Genomic DNA, 22,628 nt, shown 5'->3' with positions numbered 1-22,628 from the left:
AGGCATTAAAGCACAGGATAGTTAGCAAAACAACTATTTGCCTGGACCGGTTCGGTCGTCATTACGCGGACCTGCGGATGCTGTGCGGATGAACGGAGGTTATCGGCCGTTTTCGTTGCGCTTGCTCCATCCGAATGCGTGGATGGTGTTTATCGGCGTCAAGCTGCAGATCGACGCACAAAGTTGTCCGGGCATCGGCAAGTCGAACACGTACCATGCTCCGTTTGCGGCGAGGTCGTCGGCGCTGTCGGGATTATCAGTAGCCGAACGATGACCCGCCGCGCTCAGCAAGCTGTTGTCTCGCGCACGCTGTCTGCCGAAGGGCAGGGGGCTGGCGGTATCGGACAAAGGAGCGTCCGAGCCCGATCCGAACGATGGCAGCGATGTCCCGAGCCCTACCTGCGCTGCACTGATGGCAAGCATGATCCATACGCCCGCATAGCCTATATCCGCGCACAGGACAGTATTGATTCCGGTCGCCTGGGCGAGCAAACGGCCTTTTGCATCGTCCCGAAGATCGACCGCGCTCGGCTCGCAGCCGAACAAGCGCGCGACAGCCAGCCTAAGCACTGCGCGGCTCGATATATAGCGGTATCGCAATGCGGGACTCGGCAGCAACGCGGCGCGGCGCGTCTCGTCTTGCGTGAGCCACGTTGCTGCATCGTGCGCGCTGATGCGCTGCCATTGGCTTCGGAAACGGAATACGAAGACTTCGCCTTTCGGCGGAACGCGCGGTTCCATCGACAGGGTTTCGTTCATGCGCAATGGCATGAACTGCGGCGGCGGACCGTGATCGACGCGCTTCACAGGCTGGACATCACGGGGCCGGTCCGCGCGCGAAATGTCAGTCAGAGCAGGGCTTGCCATAGTCAGTCCGTGCTCTGGACGCTCGCCTCGAACCACTCGGTGACGTAGGCGTCGCTGGAAGGGCGCGCGATGGCGCGCGTGCCTTCAGGCGGCGTGCCGACGAACAGGAAGCCAAGCAGCCGATCCGTATCAGCGAGTCCGAGCGCGCGGTGCATGCCGGGTTCGTAACTGTCTGCGCCAGTTGCCCAGAAACCGCCAAAGCCCAGCGCGTGGACGGCGTTCAGCATGTTCATGGCGGCAGCGCCGACAGCCAGCAACTGCTCGACTTCGGGCACCTTGGTTCGCGTCGTGATCGATGCCACCAGCGCAATCACCACAGGCGCCGCCAGCGCACGCCCGCCGCGGTGTTCGTGCGCCGAGCGCGGTTCGCCGGGCGAGCGCGAAGACGCGAGGTCGACCAGCACTTCGCCGAGTTTCAAACGCGCGTCGCCACGGATCAGCACAAAGCGCCACGGGCGCAAACCGCCGTGGTCGGGCGCGCGCAGGGCGGCATCGAAGATCTGCCTGAGTTGCGCGTCCTCGGGCGCCGGCTCGGTGAGCGGCCAGTGTGATTGGCGCGTCATCAATAGCTGCAACGCATCAGCGCCAGCATGGGTCATGGTTTGCATGGGAAATGTCCAAAGCTTTCCGAAGGCGTCCATGATGGCCAAAAATCACTCTAATTGCAAATGATTCTCAATACCAAAATTTTGTCACGGCAAGACCTTATACTTCCGGCTTTGGGATGACGCTGCTTTTTTCTCCTTCCGACCGATGCCCACCCTGCTCGCCAACCTTGGCCGATGGCCCTCCGATATCGCGTTATGGCGCGTTGACGTGGAGCTCGCCGACACGTCGGCCTGCGTGAACCGCGTTCTCAGCGCGGACGAACGGGAGCGGATGGCGCGTTACAAGCGGCTCGAAGATCGCGTGCGGTTCGCGGTCGCGCGATCGACTCTGCGCGCGATTCTCGGCGAGCGCGTGGCGCGCGATCCGGCGCAACTCGAATTCAGGGTAGGCGCTCACGGACGACCAGCGCTTGCGGGCTTTCCACACGTTTCCTTCAACGTGTCGCATTCGGGCGAGCGTGTCCTGATTGCTGTATCGACGCTGCGAGCGGTCGGCGTGGACATTGAAGAAGCGAATCCGGCGCTTGACTGGCGCACGCTCTTGGATGCGGTTTGCATGAACGAGGAAGCGCCAGGAATAACGGCTGTGCGCGAGTTTTATCGGTGCTGGACTGCCAAGGAAGCGTTGCTCAAGGCAACGGGCGCGGGGATTGGAATTGGCGACGGCTTGAAGTCCATCGATCTTGCGAACGGGCGCATTCCGCCGGGGTTCGACTTCGCGTGGCTCGATGATGTCGATGGTTACGAAGCCGCCGTCGCGTTCGGCGTCCCTGCCGATAACGGTCCGCTGTGATATGTTGAAATGTCCAGCATCCATCCACCAAGCATCTTATGTCGCTGACAATCCAGCCCACTACCGGCTCCAAAGCCGAGCAATATCAGGAACTGCTTGCGCAGGCCCGCTCGCTCCTCGCCGATGAAACCGATCGCATCGCCAATGCCGCGAATTTCTCGGCGCTCGTTTATCACACGCTGTCCGACCTGAACTGGAGCGGCTTTTATTTCTTCGATGGCGCCGAACTCGTGGTCGGTCCGTTCCAGGGGAAACCGGCTTGCGTTCGTATCGCGCTTGGCAAAGGCGTTTGCGGGACCGCCGCACAAACCCGCGAGACGCAGGTTGTGCGCGATGTCCACGAGTTCCCCGGACACATTGCGTGCGACTCGGCGTCTCAATCGGAGATCGTGGTCCCGTTGATTGCGAAGGACGGGACGCTCGTTGGTGTGTGGGACGTGGATAGTCCCATTGTGAGTCGCTTCGATGCCGACGATGCTCAAGGCATGGAAGCGCTCTGCAGCGTGTTCATGGAACTGGCCTGGGCTTGATGTATTCATAAGCGCTATTACGTCTCGAGCTCGTCGAACCGTTTCCAGCGGTACACGGCGGCCGAGATCAGCCAGCTCGCCGCAAACACGCCAACGATCACGTAGCCGATCATGCCGAAGTTGTCGTTGAGGCTGCCGACCGCATTCCAGAACCATCCGCCAAGTTGCAGCTTGTCCGCAAGCAACCCCAGGCCCTCGATACTCCCGACCAGCAGCGCGACGAGCACGGAAATCGTGGTGATGGTGATGTTGTAGTAGAGCTTGCGAATGGGCTTGACGAAGGCCCAGCCATAAGCGCCGAGCATCAGGATGCTGTCGGTGGTATCGATCAGCGTCATGCCCGCGGTGAACAGCACGGGAAACACGATGATCGACCAGATCGGCAAGCCTTGCGACGCGCCCGCGGCCGATATGCCGAGCAAGCCGACTTCGGTGGCGGTATCGAAGCCGAGGCCGAACAGGAAACCAAGCAGGTACATGTGGCGGCTTTTCGTGATCAGGCGAAACAGCGGCCTGAAGATGCGCGCAAAGAAACCGCGATTCGCGAGCAGCAAGTCGAAGTCTTCATCCACATAGGGCTCGCCGCGCCGCACGCGACGAAAGGCGCCAATTACCGCGCGCAGAATGACCAGGTTCATGATCGCGATGGCGAACAGGAAGAACGTGGAAACCAGCGTGCCAATGAGGCCGCCGATCTCCTTGAACTCCGCCATGCGTGTCTGCAGCGCCATGGCCGTTGCGGCGATCGCCACCGATGCAAGCACGACTACCGTCGAATGTCCCAGCGAGAACATCAAACCCACGGTGACAGGACGTCTGCCGTCCTGCATGAGCTTGCGCGTGACGTTGTCGATAGCCGCAATATGGTCGGCGTCCACCGCGTGACGCAAGCCGAACGAATAGGCAAGCAGGCTTGTTCCAAGCAGCAGCGGGTAGTGATGGAACGCGACGAAGGCCCAGATCCAGGCGCCGGCATTGAAGGCAATCAGTAAGGCATAAAGGCTGAAGATCTTTTGGCGCATGTGGCCTTGTTCGTCGCCGAAGACTGCCTTTATCAGTGCTCGCATTGATATTCCGTCTTTGAGTTTTGGGTGCCGGACCGAGCAAGAGACCTGGCTGATCACGATAGCGCTCGAATGATAGCGTGCCAAAATTCTCTGGCCGCATTCACCATCGCTCCGATCGGAATATTAAACCGCGTGTCACTTATGCCCGACTTAGGCCCATCCCTCGCCATCGGGGAAATGGAATCGTTCTAGCGAAGCGGCATGCATTTCGATGCTGTAGCCGGCTGAGTCCGGCGGCATGTATCGGCCATTGCGGATAACGACCGGGCTGACGAAATGCTCGTGCAGATGATCGACGTATTCGAGCACGCGATTATCCAGCGACGCCGACACGCAAACATAATCGAAGATGGAAATATGCTGGACGTACTCGCACAAACCCACGCCGCCCGCGTGCGGACACACCGGCACGCCGAACTTGGCGGCCATCAGCAACACCACGATCACTTCGTTCAGGCCGCCTAGCCGGCAACTGTCGATCTGACAAAAGTCGATGGCGCCCGCCTGCAGCAATTGCTTGAACATCACGCGGTTCTGGCAATGCTCGCCGGTGGCGACGCCGATGGGCGCAATCCGGCTACGGATCGCGGCGTGGCCGAGGATATCGTCGGGACTCGTGGGCTCTTCGATCCACCACGGGTCGAACTGCGCCAGGCGGCGCATGTTGGCGACGGCTTCGTCGACGTCCCAGACCTGGTTGGCGTCCATCATCAGTTTGCGATCGGCGCCGATTTCATCGCGAAGAATGCGCGCGCGGCGGATGTCTTCTTCTATGTTGCCGCCGACCTTCTGCTTGAAATGCGTCCATCCCTGGGACACGCCTTCGCGCGCGAGGCGGCGGATTTTTTCATCGTCGTAGCCAAGCCAGCCTGCCGACGTGGTGTACGCCGGATAGCCATCAGCCAGCATTTCCTGCTCGCGTGCGGCACGGGTCGGCGAGTGACGGCGCAATATCGCCAATGCTTCTTCGGGCGTGAGCGCGTCCGTGACGTAGCGGAAATCGAGGCAGCGCACGAGTTCTTCGGGGCTCATATCCACGAGCAGTTTCCACACGGGCTTCTGCACGGATTTCGCCCACAGGTCCCATACGGCGTTGACGACCGCGGCTGTTGCAAGGTGGATCGCGCCCTTGTCCGGACCGATCCAGCGCAACTGGCTATCCGATGTAAAACCGCGCCAGAAGTCACCCATGTTTGCGGTGACGTCCTCGAGCTTCTTGCCGATGATCAGCGGCGCAAGCGCCTTCACTGCGGCCACGCAGATCTCGTTGCCGTGTCCTATGGTGAACGTGAGGCCGTGACCATCGAGCTTCGTGGGTGAATCGGTTTCGAGGATGACGTAGGTGGCGGAATAGTCCGGCGCCGCATTCATCGCGTCCGAGCCATCGAGCGATCGCGAGGTGGGAAAGCGGATGTCCCTGACGGACAAATTCGTGATCGTGGTCATCTGAACACCTCCGTGCAATGGCAGATTCGACTCGGTAGAAACCCGGGCGCGCGCTCAGCAGGCACGCGCTCAGCAGGCGCGCGCTCAGCCGCTGCGTTTGGTTGCAGGCATGCTAGCACGGGGTACAACGTCGTTATCAAAGGCCACTACGCACTACGGGGCATCCGTGGTGCCTTGAGCGTTCAAGTCCTTCTCGCCAGCGTGATTGCCCGCTCAGGGCAAGCGGTCACGCATAAACCGCATGCGCGGCACGCGTCCTCGTTGGGCGTGTAAGCGACCTTCATTCCATGGACGCGCAGTTTGAGCTTGTTCAGCGGGCCCAGGCGCGCGTAGTCCGCTGTATCGATTTGACGGATCACGAACACGTTTTCCGGACAGACCACCGCGCAATCGGCCTTGCCTTCGCAACGTTTCAGATTCACCACCGGGACGATGACACCCGGCGCCTGCTTGCAGTTCGCCGATGACGCGAGAACGGCGCTCATACGCTGTCAGCCTCGCGGGGCTTGCGAACCCCACACCGCCGGCTCTTGAATTGCTCGCGTTCCTCGGGCGTCATCTGTTCCCAGCGCCGCCATTGGCGGCGTCCGCGCCATCCTCCGCCATGCCCCCGAAAGCCGCCGAACAGAATGCGGCTCAACACCATCAACCCCAGCGCATGCGGAAAATCGATCACCCGGGCGCCGATGAACAACGCCGGAACCACCCAGTTCCACAAGGTCATGACAAGCCACCCCAAAGCGGCGACCGCAACGAATGCCAATACCACCTTGGCCAATATCTTCAGTCCGAAACGCATTGCCTTTCTCCTCAAATATCCAGATCGTCATAAACAGGCTGCAAGCGCGTGCGCAGATGCAGCACCGCGTATCGCTTGCGAGCGAGCAGCGTGTTGATGCTCACACCGGTTTCCAGCGCCAGCTCCTTGAAGCCGCGCCCCTCCAGTTCGTGAGCGATAAAAATGTCGCGCTGATTGGCAGGAAGCTCATCGATCGCCTCCTGCAATGCCGTCAGCAGGACCGTGCGCGCATAGGACGCTTCAGGACCGCCGTCCTGCGCAGGAAGGGCGAGATCGAGCCGGTAGTCCTCATCGGCTTCGTCGTCGATTTCGCCTAACGGCTGTTCTCGCCTCTTGCGAAACCGGTCGATGATGCGATTGCGCGCCACCCGGAACAGCCACGCACTGACCTGTTCGATAGGCTCGGGCAGCCGGTACGCCCGGACGAACTCGTGCAGCACATCCTGCAGGATGTCTTCGGCGTCACTGGGATCGCGCACACGACGCCGGATAAAATTTCCGAGCTTCGAGCGCTCACGCAAGACGGTTGCGGTGATCTCGTTATCGCTTTCGATGATGATCGGGCCTGACGGCTTCGGCGGTTCCATACACCTGCTGACGATCCACACGCAGGAATATTGTGTCCGCGTGAAAAAAGCGGCCGGGCGGCCGCTTCATGAGGGAGATTAGACGTTTTGCCAGTGAACCGCGTTCAGTAAGTGCCGTCGGTGCTCACCGATACATCGCGCCACTGCTTTAATTCCGCTTGCATGGCGGCGAGTTTTGCATCGGCTGCATTGACGGCAATCGAACCTGCAATGAAGCGCAGAGGCGGCTTGGGCTCGCCCGCAAGTTTGACCATCGCATCTGCAAGTTTCACCGGATCGCCTGGCTGCTGACCGTTGCGTTGTTCGAACGACGCGCGAAGCGTGGCGCGTCGTTCGTCGTAATCCGCGATGGGTTTATCGCCGAAACGAAGCGACTCGGGCTTCAGGAAGTCAGTGCGGAACGGGCCCGGCTCAACGATGGTCACGTGCAATCCAAACGGCGCCACTTCCTTGGCCAATGATTCGGAAAAACCTTCGAGCGCAAACTTGCTCGCGCTATACAGCGAGCACAGTTCGGCGCCAAGAATGCCCGCAAGCGATGACACGTTGAAGATGCGACCCCGCCGAGCAGCGCGCATGACCGGGAGCGCCGCCCATGTGACGTTGAAGGTACCGAAGAGGTTGGTGGAGAGCTGCGCCTGCACGTCCTGCATCGTGGTCTCTTCGAAGAAACCCAGATGACCGTAGCCGGCGTTGTTCACCAGCACATCGATCGTGCCGAACTTCTTTATCGCTGCATCGACTGCGGCTTGCGCCTGGGTTGCATCGGCGACATCCAGAGTGAGACTTAGCAATTGCTCGCTGTCCTGCCCGAGGCGTGCACTGACATCCTCTCGTTTGCGGCCCGTCGCGACCACGCGGTCGCCGGCTCGCAAGGCGGCTTCTGCGATGTTTGCGCCGAGTCCACGGCTTGCGCCAGTGATGAACCAGGTTGTCTGCATGATGTGCTCCTCGATGATCGGAGTTCCATGGGAACACGCGGCGATGCTTCACCGGTAGCCCGTTCGTCGTGCGTTCTTGCTTGATCCTGCAAAGCACGCTTTCTAGCGTAAGTTTCTTCTATAGACACCTCAGAGCGGCCAAAGTGGTCCTGACCGCTTCATCCCAAGGCGTGTGCGGTTCTTCGCCAAGCACGTTCAGCAACGCTGTATTGTTCATGTGAACAGGCTCTTTCCACAAGTAGCGCATTTCGAGCAGCTCCCGGAACGTCTCCGAAAACGGCGCAATAGCGGGCAACGCCCACCACGGAAATGCGCGGACCTTGATATCCGGACGGTCGGTTGCATGCTTGATTGCATCGATCATGCGAGTGCCGTCGGCGTCCCAATGCCCGAGCATCTGGTAAGTGGCGAAGTCCGGAAGCGTCCGTTCGCGTTCAACCAGCTGCACCATTGTTCGTGCGACGTCCGGCACATACGCCCACTGATGTCCAACGCCACGGTTGCCCGGATAAAACATGCTCTGTACCGGCTTGCCTGGTTTCACCAGAGCGCTCGACAACCAGCTATTGCCCGTGCTGCCGGGCCCGAAGAAATCGCCGGCACGCACGACAAGGCTGCGCACGCCATCGGCGCTTGCGTTCTTCAAGTGCCGCTCCAGCTCGACACGGATTGCACCCTTGCGCGTGACCGGATTCTGAGGCGACGTCTCGCTTAGTAACGGGAGCGCGTCGGGTCCGTAGTTATAGACGGTGCCCGGCAAAAGAATCCGCGCGCCTGACGCCCGCGCCGCTGCGATGGTGTTGTCGATCATCGGCAGGACCAGCGCCGCCCAATTCTTGTATCCGGGCGGATTGACCGCATGAACAATAAGCTGCGCGCCGTGGGACGCCGCAACAACGTCGTCGCGGTTCATTGCATCGCCTTGTTGCCACTCGAAACGTTCGTCCCGTGCGGTCAGCTTTGCAGGCTGGCGATGCAGCGCGCGCACATGCCAGCCTTCCCCAGCGAGTTGCCGCGCCACTTCTCCGCCAATGCCACCTGTTGCGCCCAACACCAATGCGATCCGGCTTTCGCTCATCTTCGACTCCTGTTGTGTTCTTCGATCGACGACCATTCTTGCGCGAAACGTGGTTAAATGAAATTGTCGAAAATAGTGGAATGGATATACATTTTTGTATGATCGAAAATGCGTTGAGCTGGGATTTTTATCGAACGTTTCTTGAGGTGCTGCGCGAGGGCTCCTTGTCGGGCGCCGCACGGTCGCTCGGCCTGACGCAGCCTACAGTGGGCCGCCACGTGGATGCGCTCGAGACAGCGCTGGGCTATGCGCTCTTCATCCGCACGCAACAGGGTTTGAGCCCGACGCAGGAAGCGCTTGCATTACGCCCTTACGCCGAGGCGCTGGAGTCGACGAGCACGGCGTTGTTGCGCGCGGCATCGAGTCAGGGAGCTGGAGTGCGCGGCACCGTCCGCATCACGGCGAGCGACGTGATCACGGTCGAGGTCCTGCCTGCGATCATCACGGAACTGCACGCGGCCTATCCCGAGCTGACCATCGAATTGATGTCATCCAATCGTATAGAGGATCTGTTGCAGCGTGAGGCTGATATTGCAGTGCGGATGCAGCGGCCCAGCCAGGGCGTGCTGATCGCGCGCCGTATCGGCGATGTGGAGCTCGGCATGTACGCGCATAAGGACTACTTGGCGCGGCGCGGCAGGCCTGCACGAATCGATGACCTGGCTGGTCACGTGCTGATCGGCTTCGACAAGGAAACCGCTTTTATCCGCAGCATGAAAACTAAGTTACCCGACGTGCACCGCGAGTTGCTGGCATTGCGCACCGACAGCGACCTTGCGTCTCTCGCGATGCTGAGGGCGGGGTTTGGCATTGGCTATTGCCAGATCGGTCTTGCGCGAAACAATCCGGCTCTCGTGCGGCTTTTCCCAAAGCGGATATCGCTCAAGCTCGACACATGGCTCGCCATGCACGAAGACCTTCGCGATAACCCGAGTTGCAAGGTCGCGTTTGCCGCTTTGGCCACGGGACTGGAAAAGTATGTGCAAGGAGCTTAGTCAAGCTTCGCCCCTTGGCACGATTACCTGGATCCAGCGAGCACGAATGCATCGCTACGGTCGGCGAGCGGTGCTGCTGATATTTCCACTGGAAGACAGAAAATTGCTTGCGGATCAGGTTACAGTTTTCCGGCCGCTGACGGCTTCGCGCAAATTGTTAGTCAGCGACCTTGATCGGCGCTCTTTCACGCGCAACCTGGTGCCGCCAGAGAAGAATGCGCTTGCAAGGTGATTCAAACGCTTAAGGCTTTTCACTTCGCGAGAATAGGCTTGGTGGCCGGCTTCTTTGCTTTCGACTTGGGCGGTACGCGTTGCGGCAATTCGGAAAGCCGCATGAGATGACGCAGCGCCATCATTGCGCCGATTGCTTCGAGTACAGCGGCGGGTACCCACATGATGAGTCCGCCGAGACTCTGATCCAGCGTAGCAGGCACCGATGTGAATGCGCGGCCGCACAGCGTGAAAATCGGGTATAGATCGTGACTCGAAAACGTGATGATGGCGCCGACCAGAATCTGCGGCGCCATGGTGATGACGGGTGAAAGCACGCGCAGGCCCGGCCGTGTGCGGCTGGGCGGATGCGGACGATGATCGAGCAGCATCCACCAGTACAGCAGGCCGCTTATGGCGACCGACCAGTTCATGAACGCATAGATGCGCCAGTCGAGCATCGCAACGAATTGCACCGATGGAATCAGCCAGAACACAACCGAGACGACAAACGCTATTGAAATGAACGTAGGATTCAGCACGATGGCCGCAAGTAGTCGTGCGGGACGGCGATATTCCCAGCGACGCAACGCGCTGCGCCAATGCAAGGGCAGCCCGGCCCTGAGCGCACTGCCTGGATAAGACGCCATCAGAATCAACGGTGCGAGGTGATGAAGGACGAGATGCTGAAGCCTGTGCACGAAGAATTCGTGCTCGGCGTAATAGTCGAGACGCGTGTGCAGGGCAATATAGAAGAGCGCAAGGCCGATCCAGAAAGCACCCTGACGGGTACGGCTGATTCGGATGCGGCGCGACCCGCGGGCGAACAGCACGGCAGTTCCAACGAAAATTGCCACGAGCCCAACAGATGGTTCCCAGGGGACGAGCAGATCGAATAGAGACATGGCGGCTTAAACAATGTAAGGAAGCACGGGCGTGCAGGGACGCTCGTCTTGGCGAGTCGAATGTTAGCAGTTGCGCAGAGGGGGTGCTGGCGCTCGAGGCTTTAGCTCGGACGTAAGAAACTCGCTAAAAGCGCTGCGCCCGGTCAGGGGGCATACGCTAAGCGGGCAATGGACGCGTATTTCTTTTTTGATTGAGGCGCGTCGATTTGCCGCTAGTGAGAGTCACCTATGAATTGGGCGCCGGCACCACGGCCGGCGCCCAATTAAGACCGCTAATTTAGCCGACTTAAGCAGCCGAGCGCGTTGCCGAAGCAATCCGCGCCGGAAACACCGTCGACAGCACGAGCGTCACAACAATATTGACCGCAAGCGCAAGCACGCCGATATAAACCGGATACGTCGTGGCGCCTACGTGCAAAGCGTAGATAGGCTTGAGCCCTTGCATGAACACCATTGTCGTGCCAAGCCCAATCCCCGCCAGCCAGCCAATAAACAGAGCGGGTAACTTGAGCCAGCGCGTGTACAGCGAGAACACGACTGCCGGGAACGTCTGCAAGATCCATACGCCGCCAAGCAATTGCAGGTCGATGGCAAATTGCGTCGGCAGGAAGATGATGAAGACCAGTGCGCCCAGCTTGACTGCGAGCGACACCACCTTGGCATTGGTCGCCTCCTGCGCCGGCGTAATGTTCGGCTGAACCAGCGGCTTCCACAAATTGCGCGTGAACAGGTTTGCCGATCCAATCGACATGATCGCGGCAGGCACAAGCGCACTGATCGCGATCGCGGCCGCAGCGAAGCCGACGAACCACGACGGGAACAGCTTGAGGAACAACGCAGGCACCACATCGGTTGGCGAAGTGACCTTTACACCAGCCGCAATTGCCATGTAACCCAGCAGCGCAATCAGCCCGAGCAGCAGCGTGTAAGCCGGCAAGGCAATCGCGTTCTGCTTGATGGTCTTCGCGCTCTTGGAGCTGAGCACGCCGGTCAGCGTGTGCGGATACATGAAGGCTGCCATTGCAGAGCCGAACGCAAGCGAGGCATAAGCCGTGAACTGGCTTGCCTTGAGCGTAATGCCCGTCGCTCCACCCTTGGCCGTAAAGAAGTGATCGGCTGCATCGAAGACGGATGCATAGCCGCCAAGCTTGCTGGGAATGAGCCAGATCGCCGCGATCACCACGATGTAAATCATGATGTCCTTGACGAAGGCGATCATTGCAGGCGCGCGCAGGCCGCTCGCATACGTGTACACCGCAAGAATGATAAAAGCGACGACCAGCGGCGTCTCACCCGTCACGCCAAGGCTCTTGATCACCACTTGCATGCCGACGAGTTGCAACGCAATGTACGGCATCGTCGCGATGATTCCCGTCAACGCGATAGCCGCGGCAAACCATCGTCCGCCGTAGATACCCTGCACGAAGTCAGCGGCCGTAATGTGATTGTTCTTCTGGCAAACCGACCAGAGCTTGGGCATCACCGCGAACACGAACGGGTACACGATGATCGTGTAAGGCAGCGCAAAGAATCCATATGCCCCGACTGCGTAGACGAGTGCCGGGACCGCGATCACCGTGTACGCGGTATAGAAGTCGCCGCCCACGAGGAACCACGAAATGACTGCACCGAACTGGCGGCCACCGAGTCCCCATTCGTGCAATTGCGTCATGTCGCCCGCTTTCCAGCGCGCCGCGAAAAATCCCAGCACCGTGACCAGCGCAAAGAATCCCAGGAATACGAGACCGGAGGTCCAGTTGAATGTCGTCGGCATTATCGGACCCACTTGTAAATGACGTACAGGATCAGCGACGTCAGCGGCACCCATAGCAGCTGATACCAATAGAAGAAAGGAAAACCGGCGAATGACGGACGCACGTCGTTATAAAAGGGCAGCCACAATAAGGCGACGTAAGGGATCAACAGCAGCAGCCTGCCGGCTGCGCGTTTTCCGGAGGAAACGCTTTCTGAACTCATGGATATCTCCTGGAACCAGTCTCTTTTCGAACTGGAGCCGGAGTATTAGCGGAATTTCGGTTGTCGCCTTCCGTAGTAATACGTAGACGCGGCGTGTGCTCTATGGTGCAGCGCTGCGAGGCTTAACACGCAAGTGTCTTTACAAGGTCAAGGGCGGAATCACCCTACGTAATACTACGCAGGCGAAAGGTGTCTTAAGGGCGGGTCGTGCGGAGGGATGGCACAATTCGAGGCTGGACAAGGATATTCGGCCGAACAAATCCAGCGTTCCAGCGGAAAAATTCAATGCGACTCTCTTTGCACGGGATGAAGCGAAAGTGGCTGATTCTCGCTCTTCTTCCATTCATCGGAGCAATGGCTACGATTGCCATTGCCGTAGCGTTCCAGGCCAAGGCCTTGTCGAATTCGGAGCAGCGGGAGATTGCAGCGGCTTACCGAAGCAGCAAGGAAGTCGAGCTCAAGAATTACGTCGCGCTGGCGGAAAGCGCGGTTGCGCCGCTTTACAACTCAGGTCGTGACGACCCCGCTACGCGCGCTGAGGCGCTGGCAATCTTATCGAAACTCGAGTTCGGTAGCGACGGCTATTTTTTCGTCTACGACCTTCAAGGCGATTTGCTGATGCATCCACGCCTTGCGCAGCTCGTAGGCACGAACCTCTGGTCCATGCACGATCCTCATGGCGCGCTTACCATTCAATCTCTCTTGGCAAAGGCTAAAAGCGGCGGTGGGTTTGTCGAATATTTATGGGAGCGTCCGTCGACACATAAAATGGAATCAAAGCTTGGTTATGTGGTGACTTTCGAACGATGGGGATGGATGGTCGGGACGGGCATCTATCTGGACGACGTCAATATGGCGCTTTCTCAAACAGGGCGGCAGGCGTCGTCGAATATTCGCCATACGCTGTTTTTGATCGGACTGGTCGGTGCGCTGGGGATGGGGTTTATCGGCGCTTGCGGCATTGCAATGAACGTCACCGATCACCGCAGCTCGGACGCGCAGTTGAAGATCATGGCGCGTCAGGTGGTTGAATCGCAGGAGGCGGAGCGAGTCCGGTTGTCTCGTGAACTTCACGACGGCATCAGCCAGATGCTCGTATCCATCAAATTGCTGCTGGAGTCGGCGCTTGCGCTAAAACCTGCCAATGCCAGCCGGGACGATCCTAGCGGACCGCCTATTCACAACGCATTGGCGCAGACGAACCGGACGCTGGCCGAGATCCGGCAGATCTCCCACGACCTGCGTCCGGCCATGCTCGACGATTTTGGACTCGGCGCCGCCTTGCGCCAGCTTGCGCTCGAATTCAACGAGGCGGGTAACGCACCGCACACGAACGTCACAGTCGATGCCGCAAAGAGCGATGCGCATCCGCTGCCCGACGCCGTGAACACGGCGCTATTTCGTGTCGCGCAGGAGGCGCTGACGAACATCCAGCGCCATGCGCATGCGGCCAACGCACGCGTCACGCTCACTTGTGCGCCGGGGCGGGTTGTCTTGACGATCATCGATGACGGTATCGGCTTCGGTTCCGGCGCAGTGCAGTCGGACCCGCGACGAGGTATCGGCCTGCGCAACATGCGCGAACGCGTGGAGTCGCTCAACGGCTCCTTCGGAATCGAATCACGGCCGGGATGGACTGGCCTGACGGCTGCGATCCCGGTCGAATTCCCCTCAACCGTATCAAGCCACGTGAGCTCATGACAGGCACTATCGACATCTTGCTGGTGGACGATCATCAACTCGTGCGCGACGGATTGAGGCTGCGGCTGGATGCCATCGACGGCTTCCGGGTAGTCGGTGAAGCGAGCAATATGCCGGAGGCGCTGCGGGTCATGGAGCGTCTTTCGCCGCGGTTCGTGCTGACGGACCTCAGCATGAAAGGTGGCAGCGGCGTAGCGCTTACGCGCGAAATACGGCAGCGCCATCCGGCAATGCACGTGCTCGTTTTATCGATGCACAACAACGCCGAATACATGGCCGAAGCTCGAGCGGCAGGCGCAAGCGGATATGTGCTCAAGGACGCGCCGGCGACGGAGATCATCGCTGCGATCCATACTATTCTGGGCGGCGGCGCCTATTTCAACGAACAGGTGAAACAGGCTGCGGCGGTTCCGGTCAAAAGCCACGCCAAGGACCGCAGCAATTACAGGCAGATCGAAAAGCTGACGCCGCGCGAACAGGAGTTGTTGCGCGACCTCGCCAATGGCCTTTCCAACAAGCAGATCGCGGTGCTGCACGGGCTCTCGGTCAGGACGGTGGAGACGCACCGAATGTCGATCAAACGCAAGCTGGATATTGAGGGTCAGGCGGAACTGATCAAGTTTGCTGTTGAATTTTTCAGCGCTTGAGACCGGTCCCATTTTGTCGTGGCGGTGGACTTTCTTATCAGCCATCGATATATTTATCCGGATATAACGACGGAGCGTCCCAGTGGTGAATAGCGCGCAAGAGGCAGTCGGCGAGAAATTCGTTCTCGAATCCATGCGTCGCGCACGTGACAAGACATGGGAAGTGGTCGAGCGGGTCGCGTCGAAGGTCAAGCCCGGAATGCTGGAGTCGGAAGCCTTGGCCGAATGCAAGAGCGTTCTTCAGGACATGAAGATGGACCGAATCTGGCATCCCATCCTGATCCGCTTTGGCGAAAATACTCTGCGAACCTTCAAGGAGCGCTCCCAAGACGATCCGCGGCTCAAGGACGACGACATCTTTTTTATCGACCTGGGTGTGGTCTGGCAAGGCCATGAAGGCGACTCGGGCGCGACCTTCGTAGTCGGTGCGGACGCCGAAATGCACGCGTGCGCGCAGGACGCAAAGACCGTCTTCGATGAAGTCGAACACCACTGGCGCACGACCGGCGCAGGCGGCAAGGCGCTGTACGACTACGCCGCTGAACGTGCGCATGCGCTGGGATGGAAGCTGAATCTCGACATCAAGGGACATCGGGTCAGCGATTTTCCGCACGCCATTTACAAGGCGGGCAATCTCGGCGATTTCCAGCCGCACCCGAATGCGGGATTGTGGATTCTGGAGATTCAGCTCGCGCATCCGACGCGTCCATTCGGCGCTTTCTACGAGGATCTGCTCGTCTAAGCCAAGAGAGCCCGAAGGGCGCGTGAAGGATCTCGACGGACCATAGCCAACCAAGGCCAACCAAGGAAAGCGATGTTCATTCGCCAGCTCGAGTATCTCGTCACGTTGGCAAGGGAGAAGCATTTCGCGCGGGCAGCGGAGGCGTGCCACGTATCCCAGCCGGCGTTGTCATCGGCTATTCGCACTCTCGAGACGGAACTCGGTCTCGTCATTGTCGAGCGGACACGGCGGTTCGTGGGGTTCACCGAAGAAGGCGAGCGCGTGCTCGGATGGGCGAAGCAGACGCTGGCGTCGCTCCAGAACATGCGCCACGATGCCTCGGCCGCGCAGATCAAGCTCATCGGGACCCTGCGCATAGGGGCGATCCCGACCATCATTCCGGTGACCGCGCGGATGCTCGCGCCTTGCATGCGCGAGCATCCGGACATGAGGTACGAGGTCCGCTCGCTGAGTTCCGACGCCATCCTGCGTCAGCTCGACGAATATGAACTCGATGTCGGCCTGACCTATCTCGACGATCAGGTCCAGGCCGGTTTCAGCGTCCTGCCGCTCTATTTCGAGCGATATATGCTTCTGTCACCCGCAAGCGCCGGGGACAGCTGCAGCGCGCCGATACAGTCCTGGAGCGATGTCGGTGAATTGCCGCTAGGGCTGCTCAAGTCGACCATGCAGAACCGTCAAGTGATCAACGCGGCGTTCCGGCGGGGGAACGTGCAGCCCCGCGTCGTACTCGAGACTGATTCGCTGCTCTCTCTTTACGCTCACATCCAATACGCCGGCCTGTATAGCGTTTTTCCTCATAGTCTGCTTAGCGTGCTGCCTTCGGGCAACGATGTGCGTGCATCGCTCCTGCTGCCCGAATTGACGCGGGGTATTGGCCTGATTGCGCGCAGCCGCAATGCGCTGCCGCCGCTGGTTGCCGCCATGTGGCGCTCGGTGGAGCAACTCAACCTTCAGCGCGAGTTCGACGCGCTCGTACCTGCTGCCGTTCAAACGGCCTGATCACTCACGCTTAAGCCGACCCGCGTTCGCCTGCTTTGATAACAAGGGTTTATCAAGTGATCCATCCAAACGATTGGACCCGCTGCCGCGACTTGTAGACACTGAATCTCGTCGACGTACCAACCTCATGTTCGACGAGGCGGCGCTCTTCGCGAGAAGCGCCGGTGTAATTCAAATCAAAGTGGAGTGGAGACAATCATGGCCAAGGTTCTTTGCGTTTTATACGATGATCCCGTTGATGGCATGCCGAAGAAGTATGCACGGGACGATGTACCCAATATCACGAAGTACCATGACGGGCAAAGCGCGCCCACGCCGAAGGCGATTGATTTCAACCCGGGCGAATTGCTGGGCAGCGTGTCGGGCGAGCTGGGCCTGCGCAAGTTCCTGGAATCGCAAGGGCACACACTGGTTGTGACGTCGGACAAGGACGGCCCGAACTCCACGTTCGAGCGCGAACTCGAGGATGCCGAAATCGTTATCTCACAGCCGTTCTGGCCCGCGTACCTGACGGCTGAACGCATTGCAAAAGCGCCGAAGCTGAAACTTGCGCTGACCGCCGGTATCGGTTCGGATCACGTCGATTTGCAAGCTGCTATCGACCGTGGCATTACCGTTGCCGAAGTGACGTTCTGCAACAGCATCAGCGTGGCTGAGCATGTCGTAATGATGATCCTGTCGCAGGTTCGTAACTACCTGCCGTCGCATGAGTGGGTCAAGAAGGGCGGCTGGAATATTGCGGATTGCGTGTCGCGTGCGTACGACCTGGAAGGCATGAATGTGGGTACGGTCGCCGCTGGCCGCATTGGTGCAGCCGTGCTGCGCCGCCTCAAGCCGTTCGACGTGAAGCTGCATTACACGGACCGTCACCGTTTGCCGGAAGCTGTCGAGCGCGAGTTGGGCGCCACGTGGCACCCGACTGCAGAGTCCATGGCGAAGGTCTGCGATATCGTCACGATCAACTGTCCGCTGCACCCGGAAACCGAGCATCTCTTCGACGAAGCGATGATCAACAAGATGAAGCGCGGCGCCTACATCATCAACACGGCACGCGGCAAGATCGTGGATCGCGACGCTATCGTCCGTGCATTGGAAAGCGGTCAACTGGCCGGTTACGCGGGCGACGTGTGGTTCCCGCAACCGGCGCCGGCCGATCACCCGTGGCGCACCATGCCGAACCAGGGCATGACGCCGCATACGTCGGGCACGACGCTTTCCGCACAGGCGCGTTACGCAGCGGGTACACGGGAAATCCTTGAATGCTGGTTCGCCGACGAACCGATTCGCGACGAGTACCTGATCGTCGACGGCGGCCGACTCGCCGGTGTGGGCGCTCACTCGTACAGCGCAGGCAATGCAACGAAGGGCTCTGAAGAAGCTGCCCGTTACAAGAAGGCATAACGTTGCCGGCACGCCGGTCCAGACTAACCGGCGTGCCCGACCGCAAGGATGTTAGACCTATGAGCGAGCAGACTGCTAGAGCGGCGCCAGCCGTTCATCATCCAACCCACTTGAAGCAAGCACTATTCGGTTTTCTGGGCGGTACATGTGCAATAGGATTGATCGCATGGCTCGGGCATGTGACGAGCAGCCCGCTGGTGATCGCACCATTCGGTGCATCGAGCGTTCTGCTGTTTGGCGCGCCCGACAGTGCCTTCGCTCAACCGCGCAATCTCGTCATCGGGCATTTGCTTTGCACTGCAGTCGGACTTGCGATGTTCTATATGGCAGGGCCGGGGATATGGCAAATGGCGCTGGCTGTTGGCATTGCCATCGGACTCATGCAACTTGGACGTTGCGTACATCCGCCGGCGGGAGCCGATCCGCTTGTAATCATGTTGAGCGGCAATGCATCGGTGGGATTCTTCTTTGTCCCCGTACTGGCAGGTGTTTGTTTGCTTTTGGTGATCGCGCTTGTCTTCAACAACTTCGTGCGTCGTCACCGATGGCCTCAGAAGTGGTTGTAATTCAACCGATGGCGGCAGCGTTGCCCCCGCCTTTTCCCGAGTCCGTGCCAGAAATCATTCTTCGAACTTGTTTCCGTGACTGCGCAATATACGCAGCGCGCTGTCCAGATGCGCGCGTGCGCTTTCTGCATCGCCCAGGCGCATTTGCTCGTAGGCAAGCTGCGCCACCTCATGCGGAATCGGCTTGAGCGGTCGATTGCTCGCCATGGCCTTGAGTTGGACCTCAGCCGCGCGCTCGAGATAATAAAGATCGTCCCACGCTTCAGCGATGCTCGCCCCGCCCACCATCACGCCGTGATTCTTCAGAAATAGCACGTCGGCGCTGCCCATTGCCAACGCAATGCGATCGCCTTCTGATGCGTCCAGCGCGAGACCGTTGTAGTGCTCGTCCACTGCGGTACGGCCGTAAAACTTCAGTGCAGTCTGGCCCAGCCATAGAAGCGGCGGCCCTTCGAGCAAGCACAGTGCAGTCGCATTCGGCATATGGGTATGGAAGGCCGCTTTGAGACGCGGTTTTGACCGATGCAAACGCGCATGAATATAAAACGCGGTGGCTTCGGGCTTGCCTTCGCCAGCGATCACATGTCCTTCGAAATCGCAAACGAGCAGACGCGACGCCGTCACTTCCGCGAACGCATAGCCGTAGGGATTGACGAAGAACAGGTCCTCATGTCCCGGCACGACTGCCGAGAAATGGTTGCAAACGCCTTCCTCGAATCCGCGCTGGGCTGCCAGTTGAAAACATGCGGCGAGCTCGATACGCGCCTGCATGACTGCATCGGAATCCAGCCGTGCACGATTGGACGATGCGTGTAGTTCGCCAACTGAAAGCGTATGGGCCATGATGATTGCCGTGGAGTTTCAGTGCTTTGAGTATATCGAAGAGCTTAAGCGTTTTCGGTCTCGACGCGCCTAAGCGCCGACACCTTTCTCAACCAGATAATCAATCAGCACCCGCACCTTGGGCGGTAAAAACCTGTTCGGCGGATAAAGCAGCCACACCTCTCCCACGTATGCCTGTGCAGCGAAGGTCCAATCGGCAAGCACCTGTAACAGTTCGCCGCGCGCCAGCGCATCCGCAGCGGTGAACTCCGGCAAGTTCGCAATGCCAAAATCCTGCAACGCGGCGTCGAGGCGTGCGCCTGCATGGTTCGCTATATAACGCCCGTGGACTTCGACCGTTTGCGTTTCGGAACCACGCTGAAAACGCCAGCGGTTGTCATCGGTGGTCTCGCCCAGATACAGGCAATCATGCTGCGCCAGATCGCGTGGGTGCGTGAGCGTACCGCGCGCCTTCAAGTAAGCGGGCGATGCACACAACACCCAACGTACCGAACCCAGCCGCCGTCCGGCCAGACCCGGCGGGGGATGTTCCGTCAGACGGATCACCAGGTCGATATCGTCGTGAAGCGGGTCGACTTCATGATCGGCGTAAAACAACTGCAAGTCGACGTCCTCATATGCGCGCAAAAATCCCGGCACGAGAGGGTGGATCACGGTCTTTGCAAACGCAGTCGGCGCACTGAGACGCACCTTGCCTTGCGGCCGGCCGACGAGTGACCCGGCTGCATCCACGGCGCCCGATGCAGCGCTTACGATGTCGCGGCAATACCGGACGACCTGCTCGCCCGATTCCGTCACTCGCACTTTGCGCGTGGAACGTTCGAGCAGGCGCGTGGCCAACGCTTCCTCCAGGCGCTTGATCTGACGGCTTACCGTTGAAGGGGTACTGCCAAGCTGGCGCGCCGCGACCGAAAAATTTCCGCAGTCGACAACGCGCGCAAACACGGCCATGTCAGGCAGCAACGCAAACAGTTCGGTAGGGTTCATCGATGATCCGTGATTGATGCATTTGCGACATAGAGCCTGTGCGCGTCGGCCCGATTATCACCGCAAGCGCAAGGCTCGACAATACGGATTCTTTCACTGGGGGGCGCCGTGCCGAAACAAGATCGCCTGCTGTTAGGTTCCGATTTGATGCTGCTGGTGGTCGCCGTGGTGTGGGGCACGAGCTATGGCGTCGTCAAGAATGCGCTCGTGTTCTACCCCGTGCTCGGCTTGTTGACGCTGCGGTTCGGCATGACGTTCGTGGTTTTGTCGCCCGCGTTGCGTCATTTGCGTCACGCCGATGCACGCACGCTGCGCGGCTTGTTTATCGCGGGGGTCTTGTTATTGGGCATTTTTCTTTGCGAGACTTTTGGCGTGCTGCTTACCCGCGCAGCCAACGCGGCATTTCTGATCAGCCTGTGCGTAGTCATGACGCCGCTGGTCGAATGGTTTCTGCTCAAGCGCAAACCCGCTCGCATGGAATGGGGCGCGGTTGCCCTTTCTCTGTTCGGCGCATGGCTGCTGGCCGACGACGGTACATTCGTCTTCAATCCCGGCGATGCGTTGATACTCGCCGCCGCATTTCTGCGTGCGCTCAATGTATGCGTGACCAAGCGCGTGATGCGTGATTCGGTGTTGCCTGCGTTATCGGTGACAGCGGTGCAATCGGGCGTAGTTGCGGTCGGCAGCGCGGCGGTGGCGCTTCTCTTCGCACCGCGCCAGTGGCAGCATGTGCCTTCTTTCGCGGGGCACACGCCGTTCTGGATCAGCATGTTTTATCTGGTTTTGGCTTGCACGCTGTTCGCATTCTTCGCCCAGAATTACGCGATCAAGCGCAGCAGTCCCACCCGCGTCGCGTTGCTGATGGGCAGCGAACCGGCGTTCGGCGCGTTGTTCGCGTGCCTCTGGCTTGGTGAAAGAATCCCGGTAACGGCGTGGGTTGGGGGCGGGTTGATCGTCGTGGCGTCCATGCTCGCGACCGTGCGCTGGGGTAAAGCCGCAAGTGTCCAGTTGTCCGCGGGAAGCGCCTGATCACTCAGCGATGTGCCTCCAGCAACAGATTCAAAAACGCTTCCGCACTCCGGGTGAGAGGCCGCGCTTCTTCCACGATGGCGCAAAAGGGCATCGAATAGAAGGGTGATTCAGGCAGTACCGCGAACTCGTATCGCGGCGAAAGTTGCGCTGCGTAGTGCTCGGGCAACAAGCCGACATAGCGGCCGGTGGCGACCATCATGGCCACGGCTTCGAGCCCGCTGACCTCGAGGCCCTGGGTGAATCCCTGCGTTGCGAGCGCGTCCTCGACGAACGGATGAGGCCTGTAAACGAGGGGTAAAACGCGCGTATCAGAATTTGCATGAATCTCGCCGGAAGCTGCCGGCCGATAAAACACGCGATGCGTCTCCGTGAAAAGCGGGTAATGCCGAAACGCCCGGATCCGTTTATAAGCGCCGCGTATTGCGATCTGCACGCGGCGTTCCGTAAGCGCTGCGCCAAGGTCGCTGAACGTCATCACCGACAACGAAGGCCTGACGAGCGGCGCCATCGTGTGCAACTCACCAAGCGCCTCGGAGATCCGGCATCCCTCATGCGTAAGCACATGTTCGGACGTGCCAAGCAGCAACGGACCGGACAGAATTCCGCGCACGGCATCGACTTCCGGCTTGATGCGCTCCAGCGCTTCCAGCGCCTGCAACGCGACCCTCAGCGCAACTTCCCCGCCTTCGGTTAGCTGGAATCCGCCGGGACCACGTTCACACAACTTGAGACCGAGATGCGCCTCCACTTCGTTGATATGCCTGCTGATCGACGCCTTCGACATCGATAAAGCCCGCTCCGCCGCGGCGAATCCGCTCGCCTGCGCCGCCGCGCAAAACACGCGCAGCGAACGCAGGTCGCGCTCGGTCAGATCCATTTTTTTCATCGGCGCGCGGCTCAAAAG

At 59.6% G+C, this 22,628-nt stretch carries 26 protein-coding genes; 11 read left to right on the top strand and 15 right to left on the bottom strand.

Annotated features, from left to right (window positions below):
- Positions 1-99: 99 nt before the first annotated feature.
- The gene (locus AX768_RS16050) at positions 100-867 is read right to left on the bottom strand and encodes a hypothetical protein (protein WP_062001146.1); all 768 of its coding nucleotides are present in this window, start codon (positions 865-867) and stop codon (positions 100-102) included.
- A gap of 2 nt (positions 868-869) precedes the next feature.
- On the bottom strand, positions 870-1,475 hold the full coding sequence (locus AX768_RS16045; RefSeq protein ID WP_062002263.1) for a nitroreductase family protein: 606 nt from the start codon (positions 1,473-1,475) through the stop codon (positions 870-872).
- Positions 1,476-1,620: 145 nt separating this feature from the next.
- Here AX768_RS16045 and AX768_RS16040 point away from each other — a divergent pair, with 145 nt between their 5' ends.
- On the top strand, positions 1,621-2,268 hold the full coding sequence (locus AX768_RS16040; protein ID WP_062001145.1) for a 4'-phosphopantetheinyl transferase family protein: 648 nt from the start codon (positions 1,621-1,623) through the stop codon (positions 2,266-2,268).
- Between the two features lie 38 nt (positions 2,269-2,306).
- Positions 2,307-2,798, top strand: a complete 492-nt coding sequence (locus AX768_RS16035) for a GAF domain-containing protein (protein WP_062001144.1) — start codon at positions 2,307-2,309, stop codon at positions 2,796-2,798.
- 17 nt (positions 2,799-2,815) lie between these two features.
- Here AX768_RS16035 and AX768_RS16030 read toward each other — a convergent pair whose 3' ends face one another.
- From AX768_RS16030 to AX768_RS16000, 7 genes are all read right to left on the bottom strand, one after another.
- Complete coding sequence (locus AX768_RS16030; RefSeq protein ID WP_062001143.1) at positions 2,816-3,865, bottom strand: HoxN/HupN/NixA family nickel/cobalt transporter; 1,050 nt, start codon at positions 3,863-3,865, stop codon at positions 2,816-2,818.
- Positions 3,866-4,015: 150 nt separating this feature from the next.
- A complete protein-coding gene (locus tag AX768_RS16025) occupies positions 4,016-5,311 on the bottom strand; it encodes an L-fuconate dehydratase (RefSeq protein WP_062001142.1) in 1,296 nt (431 codons plus the stop codon).
- 182 nt (positions 5,312-5,493) lie between these two features.
- Positions 5,494-5,796, bottom strand: a complete 303-nt coding sequence (locus AX768_RS16020) for a 4Fe-4S binding protein (protein ID WP_062001141.1) — start codon at positions 5,794-5,796, stop codon at positions 5,494-5,496.
- Positions 5,793-6,110 (bottom strand): hypothetical protein, encoded by a 318-nt coding sequence (locus AX768_RS16015; RefSeq protein WP_062001140.1) that lies wholly within the window; start codon positions 6,108-6,110, stop codon positions 5,793-5,795. Before AX768_RS16015 ends, AX768_RS16020 begins: the two co-directional genes overlap by 4 nt.
- A gap of 11 nt (positions 6,111-6,121) precedes the next feature.
- Entirely contained in the window at positions 6,122-6,697 is a 576-nt protein-coding gene (locus AX768_RS16010) for an RNA polymerase sigma factor (RefSeq protein ID WP_062001139.1), read from the bottom strand.
- A 104-nt stretch (positions 6,698-6,801) separates the two neighbouring features.
- The gene (locus AX768_RS16005) at positions 6,802-7,638 is read right to left on the bottom strand and encodes an oxidoreductase (protein WP_062001138.1); all 837 of its coding nucleotides are present in this window, start codon (positions 7,636-7,638) and stop codon (positions 6,802-6,804) included.
- Between the two features lie 118 nt (positions 7,639-7,756).
- Positions 7,757-8,716: an SDR family NAD(P)-dependent oxidoreductase gene (locus tag AX768_RS16000; protein WP_062002262.1), complete on the bottom strand. Its 960-nt coding sequence runs from the start codon at positions 8,714-8,716 to the stop codon at positions 7,757-7,759.
- Between the two features lie 98 nt (positions 8,717-8,814).
- On the opposite strand from AX768_RS16000, the gene AX768_RS15995 reads away from it, so the two are divergent.
- Both AX768_RS15995 and AX768_RS15990 read left to right on the top strand, forming a co-directional pair.
- Complete coding sequence (locus AX768_RS15995; protein ID WP_062001137.1) at positions 8,815-9,711, top strand: LysR family transcriptional regulator; 897 nt, start codon at positions 8,815-8,817, stop codon at positions 9,709-9,711.
- A gap of 46 nt (positions 9,712-9,757) precedes the next feature.
- Complete coding sequence (locus AX768_RS15990) at positions 9,758-9,943, top strand: hypothetical protein (protein ID WP_062001136.1); 186 nt, start codon at positions 9,758-9,760, stop codon at positions 9,941-9,943.
- Between the two features lie 19 nt (positions 9,944-9,962).
- Here AX768_RS15990 and AX768_RS15985 read toward each other — a convergent pair whose 3' ends face one another.
- The 3 genes from AX768_RS15985 to AX768_RS15975 all read right to left on the bottom strand — a co-directional run bounded on the left by AX768_RS15985 (position 9,963) and on the right by AX768_RS15975 (position 12,803).
- A complete protein-coding gene (locus tag AX768_RS15985; protein WP_062001135.1) occupies positions 9,963-10,826 on the bottom strand; it encodes a cytochrome c oxidase assembly protein in 864 nt (287 codons plus the stop codon).
- Positions 10,827-11,112: 286 nt separating this feature from the next.
- A complete protein-coding gene (gene mctP / locus AX768_RS15980) occupies positions 11,113-12,600 on the bottom strand; it encodes a monocarboxylate uptake permease MctP (protein WP_062001134.1) in 1,488 nt (495 codons plus the stop codon).
- On the bottom strand, positions 12,600-12,803 hold the full coding sequence (locus tag AX768_RS15975) for a DUF3311 domain-containing protein (RefSeq protein WP_062001133.1): 204 nt from the start codon (positions 12,801-12,803) through the stop codon (positions 12,600-12,602). Before AX768_RS15975 ends, mctP begins: the two co-directional genes overlap by 1 nt.
- A gap of 354 nt (positions 12,804-13,157) precedes the next feature.
- Here AX768_RS15975 and AX768_RS15970 point away from each other — a divergent pair, with 354 nt between their 5' ends.
- The 6 genes from AX768_RS15970 to AX768_RS15945 all read left to right on the top strand — a co-directional run bounded on the left by AX768_RS15970 (position 13,158) and on the right by AX768_RS15945 (position 18,862).
- Complete coding sequence (locus AX768_RS15970) at positions 13,158-14,504, top strand: cache domain-containing protein (RefSeq protein WP_231941483.1); 1,347 nt, start codon at positions 13,158-13,160, stop codon at positions 14,502-14,504.
- Entirely contained in the window at positions 14,501-15,151 is a 651-nt protein-coding gene (locus tag AX768_RS15965) for a response regulator (RefSeq protein WP_062001131.1), read from the top strand. Before AX768_RS15970 ends, AX768_RS15965 begins: the two co-directional genes overlap by 4 nt.
- Positions 15,152-15,236: 85 nt before the next feature.
- Positions 15,237-15,893 carry a M24 family metallopeptidase gene (locus AX768_RS15960; RefSeq protein ID WP_062002261.1) on the top strand — a complete coding sequence of 219 codons (657 nt, stop codon included), beginning with the start codon at positions 15,237-15,239 and terminating at the stop codon, positions 15,891-15,893.
- A 72-nt stretch (positions 15,894-15,965) separates the two neighbouring features.
- The gene (locus AX768_RS15955) at positions 15,966-16,895 is read left to right on the top strand and encodes a LysR family transcriptional regulator (RefSeq protein WP_062001130.1); all 930 of its coding nucleotides are present in this window, start codon (positions 15,966-15,968) and stop codon (positions 16,893-16,895) included.
- Positions 16,896-17,093: 198 nt separating this feature from the next.
- Entirely contained in the window at positions 17,094-18,296 is a 1,203-nt protein-coding gene (locus AX768_RS15950) for an NAD-dependent formate dehydrogenase (RefSeq protein WP_062001129.1), read from the top strand.
- A 59-nt stretch (positions 18,297-18,355) separates the two neighbouring features.
- Entirely contained in the window at positions 18,356-18,862 is a 507-nt protein-coding gene (locus AX768_RS15945; RefSeq protein WP_062001128.1) for an HPP family protein, read from the top strand.
- A gap of 54 nt (positions 18,863-18,916) precedes the next feature.
- On the opposite strand, the gene AX768_RS15940 is transcribed toward AX768_RS15945, so the two are convergent.
- Together AX768_RS15940 and AX768_RS15935 are read right to left on the bottom strand one after the other, a co-directional pair.
- On the bottom strand, positions 18,917-19,705 hold the full coding sequence (locus AX768_RS15940; protein WP_062001127.1) for an aldolase: 789 nt from the start codon (positions 19,703-19,705) through the stop codon (positions 18,917-18,919).
- A gap of 69 nt (positions 19,706-19,774) precedes the next feature.
- On the bottom strand, positions 19,775-20,692 hold the full coding sequence (locus tag AX768_RS15935; RefSeq protein WP_062001126.1) for a LysR family transcriptional regulator: 918 nt from the start codon (positions 20,690-20,692) through the stop codon (positions 19,775-19,777).
- Positions 20,693-20,800: 108 nt separating this feature from the next.
- Here AX768_RS15935 and AX768_RS15930 point away from each other — a divergent pair, with 108 nt between their 5' ends.
- Complete coding sequence (locus AX768_RS15930) at positions 20,801-21,721, top strand: DMT family transporter (protein ID WP_062001125.1); 921 nt, start codon at positions 20,801-20,803, stop codon at positions 21,719-21,721.
- A 4-nt stretch (positions 21,722-21,725) separates the two neighbouring features.
- Here the strand turns inward: AX768_RS15930 and AX768_RS15925 are convergent, their stop codons facing one another.
- Positions 21,726-22,610, bottom strand: a complete 885-nt coding sequence (locus tag AX768_RS15925) for a LysR family transcriptional regulator (protein ID WP_062001124.1) — start codon at positions 22,608-22,610, stop codon at positions 21,726-21,728.
- Positions 22,611-22,628: the final 18 nt, after the last annotated feature.

Source organism: Burkholderia sp. PAMC 28687 (genome assembly GCF_001577465.1).
Lineage (GTDB): Bacteria > Pseudomonadota > Gammaproteobacteria > Burkholderiales > Burkholderiaceae > Caballeronia.
Note: the sequence above shows the minus strand (reverse complement) of the source record. Positions and strands in the feature narration are given on the sequence as shown.

Bases quoted from the DNA above. Each gene is read 5' to 3' on its own strand.
- AX768_RS15985 (WP_062001135.1), bottom strand. From the start codon at position 10,826: ATGTCTCTATTCGATCTGCTCGTCCCCTGGGAACCATCTGTTGGGCTC.
- AX768_RS15940 (WP_062001127.1), bottom strand. From the start codon at position 19,705: ATGGCCCATACGCTTTCAGTTGGCGAACTACACGCATCGTCCAATCGT.
- AX768_RS15970 (WP_231941483.1), top strand. From the start codon at position 13,158: ATGGCTACGATTGCCATTGCCGTAGCGTTCCAGGCCAAGGCCTTGTCG.
- AX768_RS16010 (WP_062001139.1), bottom strand. From the start codon at position 6,697: ATGGAACCGCCGAAGCCGTCAGGCCCGATCATCATCGAAAGCGATAAC.
- AX768_RS15975 (WP_062001133.1), bottom strand. From the start codon at position 12,803: ATGAGTTCAGAAAGCGTTTCCTCCGGAAAACGCGCAGCCGGCAGGCTG.
- AX768_RS15950 (WP_062001129.1), top strand. From the start codon at position 17,094: ATGGCCAAGGTTCTTTGCGTTTTATACGATGATCCCGTTGATGGCATG.
- AX768_RS15935 (WP_062001126.1), bottom strand. From the start codon at position 20,692: ATGAACCCTACCGAACTGTTTGCGTTGCTGCCTGACATGGCCGTGTTT.
- AX768_RS16015 (WP_062001140.1), bottom strand. From the start codon at position 6,110: ATGCGTTTCGGACTGAAGATATTGGCCAAGGTGGTATTGGCATTCGTT.
- AX768_RS16050 (WP_062001146.1), bottom strand. From the start codon at position 867: ATGGCAAGCCCTGCTCTGACTGACATTTCGCGCGCGGACCGGCCCCGT.
- AX768_RS15955 (WP_062001130.1), top strand. From the start codon at position 15,966: ATGTTCATTCGCCAGCTCGAGTATCTCGTCACGTTGGCAAGGGAGAAG.
- AX768_RS16025 (WP_062001142.1), bottom strand. From the start codon at position 5,311: ATGACCACGATCACGAATTTGTCCGTCAGGGACATCCGCTTTCCCACC.
- AX768_RS16045 (WP_062002263.1), bottom strand. From the start codon at position 1,475: ATGCAAACCATGACCCATGCTGGCGCTGATGCGTTGCAGCTATTGATG.
- AX768_RS15995 (WP_062001137.1), top strand. From the start codon at position 8,815: ATGATCGAAAATGCGTTGAGCTGGGATTTTTATCGAACGTTTCTTGAG.
- AX768_RS15925 (WP_062001124.1), bottom strand. From the start codon at position 22,610: ATGAAAAAAATGGATCTGACCGAGCGCGACCTGCGTTCGCTGCGCGTG.
- AX768_RS16005 (WP_062001138.1), bottom strand. From the start codon at position 7,638: ATGCAGACAACCTGGTTCATCACTGGCGCAAGCCGTGGACTCGGCGCA.
- AX768_RS15965 (WP_062001131.1), top strand. From the start codon at position 14,501: ATGACAGGCACTATCGACATCTTGCTGGTGGACGATCATCAACTCGTG.
- AX768_RS16030 (WP_062001143.1), bottom strand. From the start codon at position 3,865: ATGCGAGCACTGATAAAGGCAGTCTTCGGCGACGAACAAGGCCACATG.
- AX768_RS16000 (WP_062002262.1), bottom strand. From the start codon at position 8,716: ATGAGCGAAAGCCGGATCGCATTGGTGTTGGGCGCAACAGGTGGCATT.
- AX768_RS15945 (WP_062001128.1), top strand. From the start codon at position 18,356: ATGAGCGAGCAGACTGCTAGAGCGGCGCCAGCCGTTCATCATCCAACC.
- AX768_RS16020 (WP_062001141.1), bottom strand. From the start codon at position 5,796: ATGAGCGCCGTTCTCGCGTCATCGGCGAACTGCAAGCAGGCGCCGGGT.
- mctP (WP_062001134.1), bottom strand. From the start codon at position 12,600: ATGCCGACGACATTCAACTGGACCTCCGGTCTCGTATTCCTGGGATTC.
- AX768_RS15990 (WP_062001136.1), top strand. From the start codon at position 9,758: ATGCATCGCTACGGTCGGCGAGCGGTGCTGCTGATATTTCCACTGGAA.
- AX768_RS16040 (WP_062001145.1), top strand. From the start codon at position 1,621: ATGCCCACCCTGCTCGCCAACCTTGGCCGATGGCCCTCCGATATCGCG.
- AX768_RS16035 (WP_062001144.1), top strand. From the start codon at position 2,307: ATGTCGCTGACAATCCAGCCCACTACCGGCTCCAAAGCCGAGCAATAT.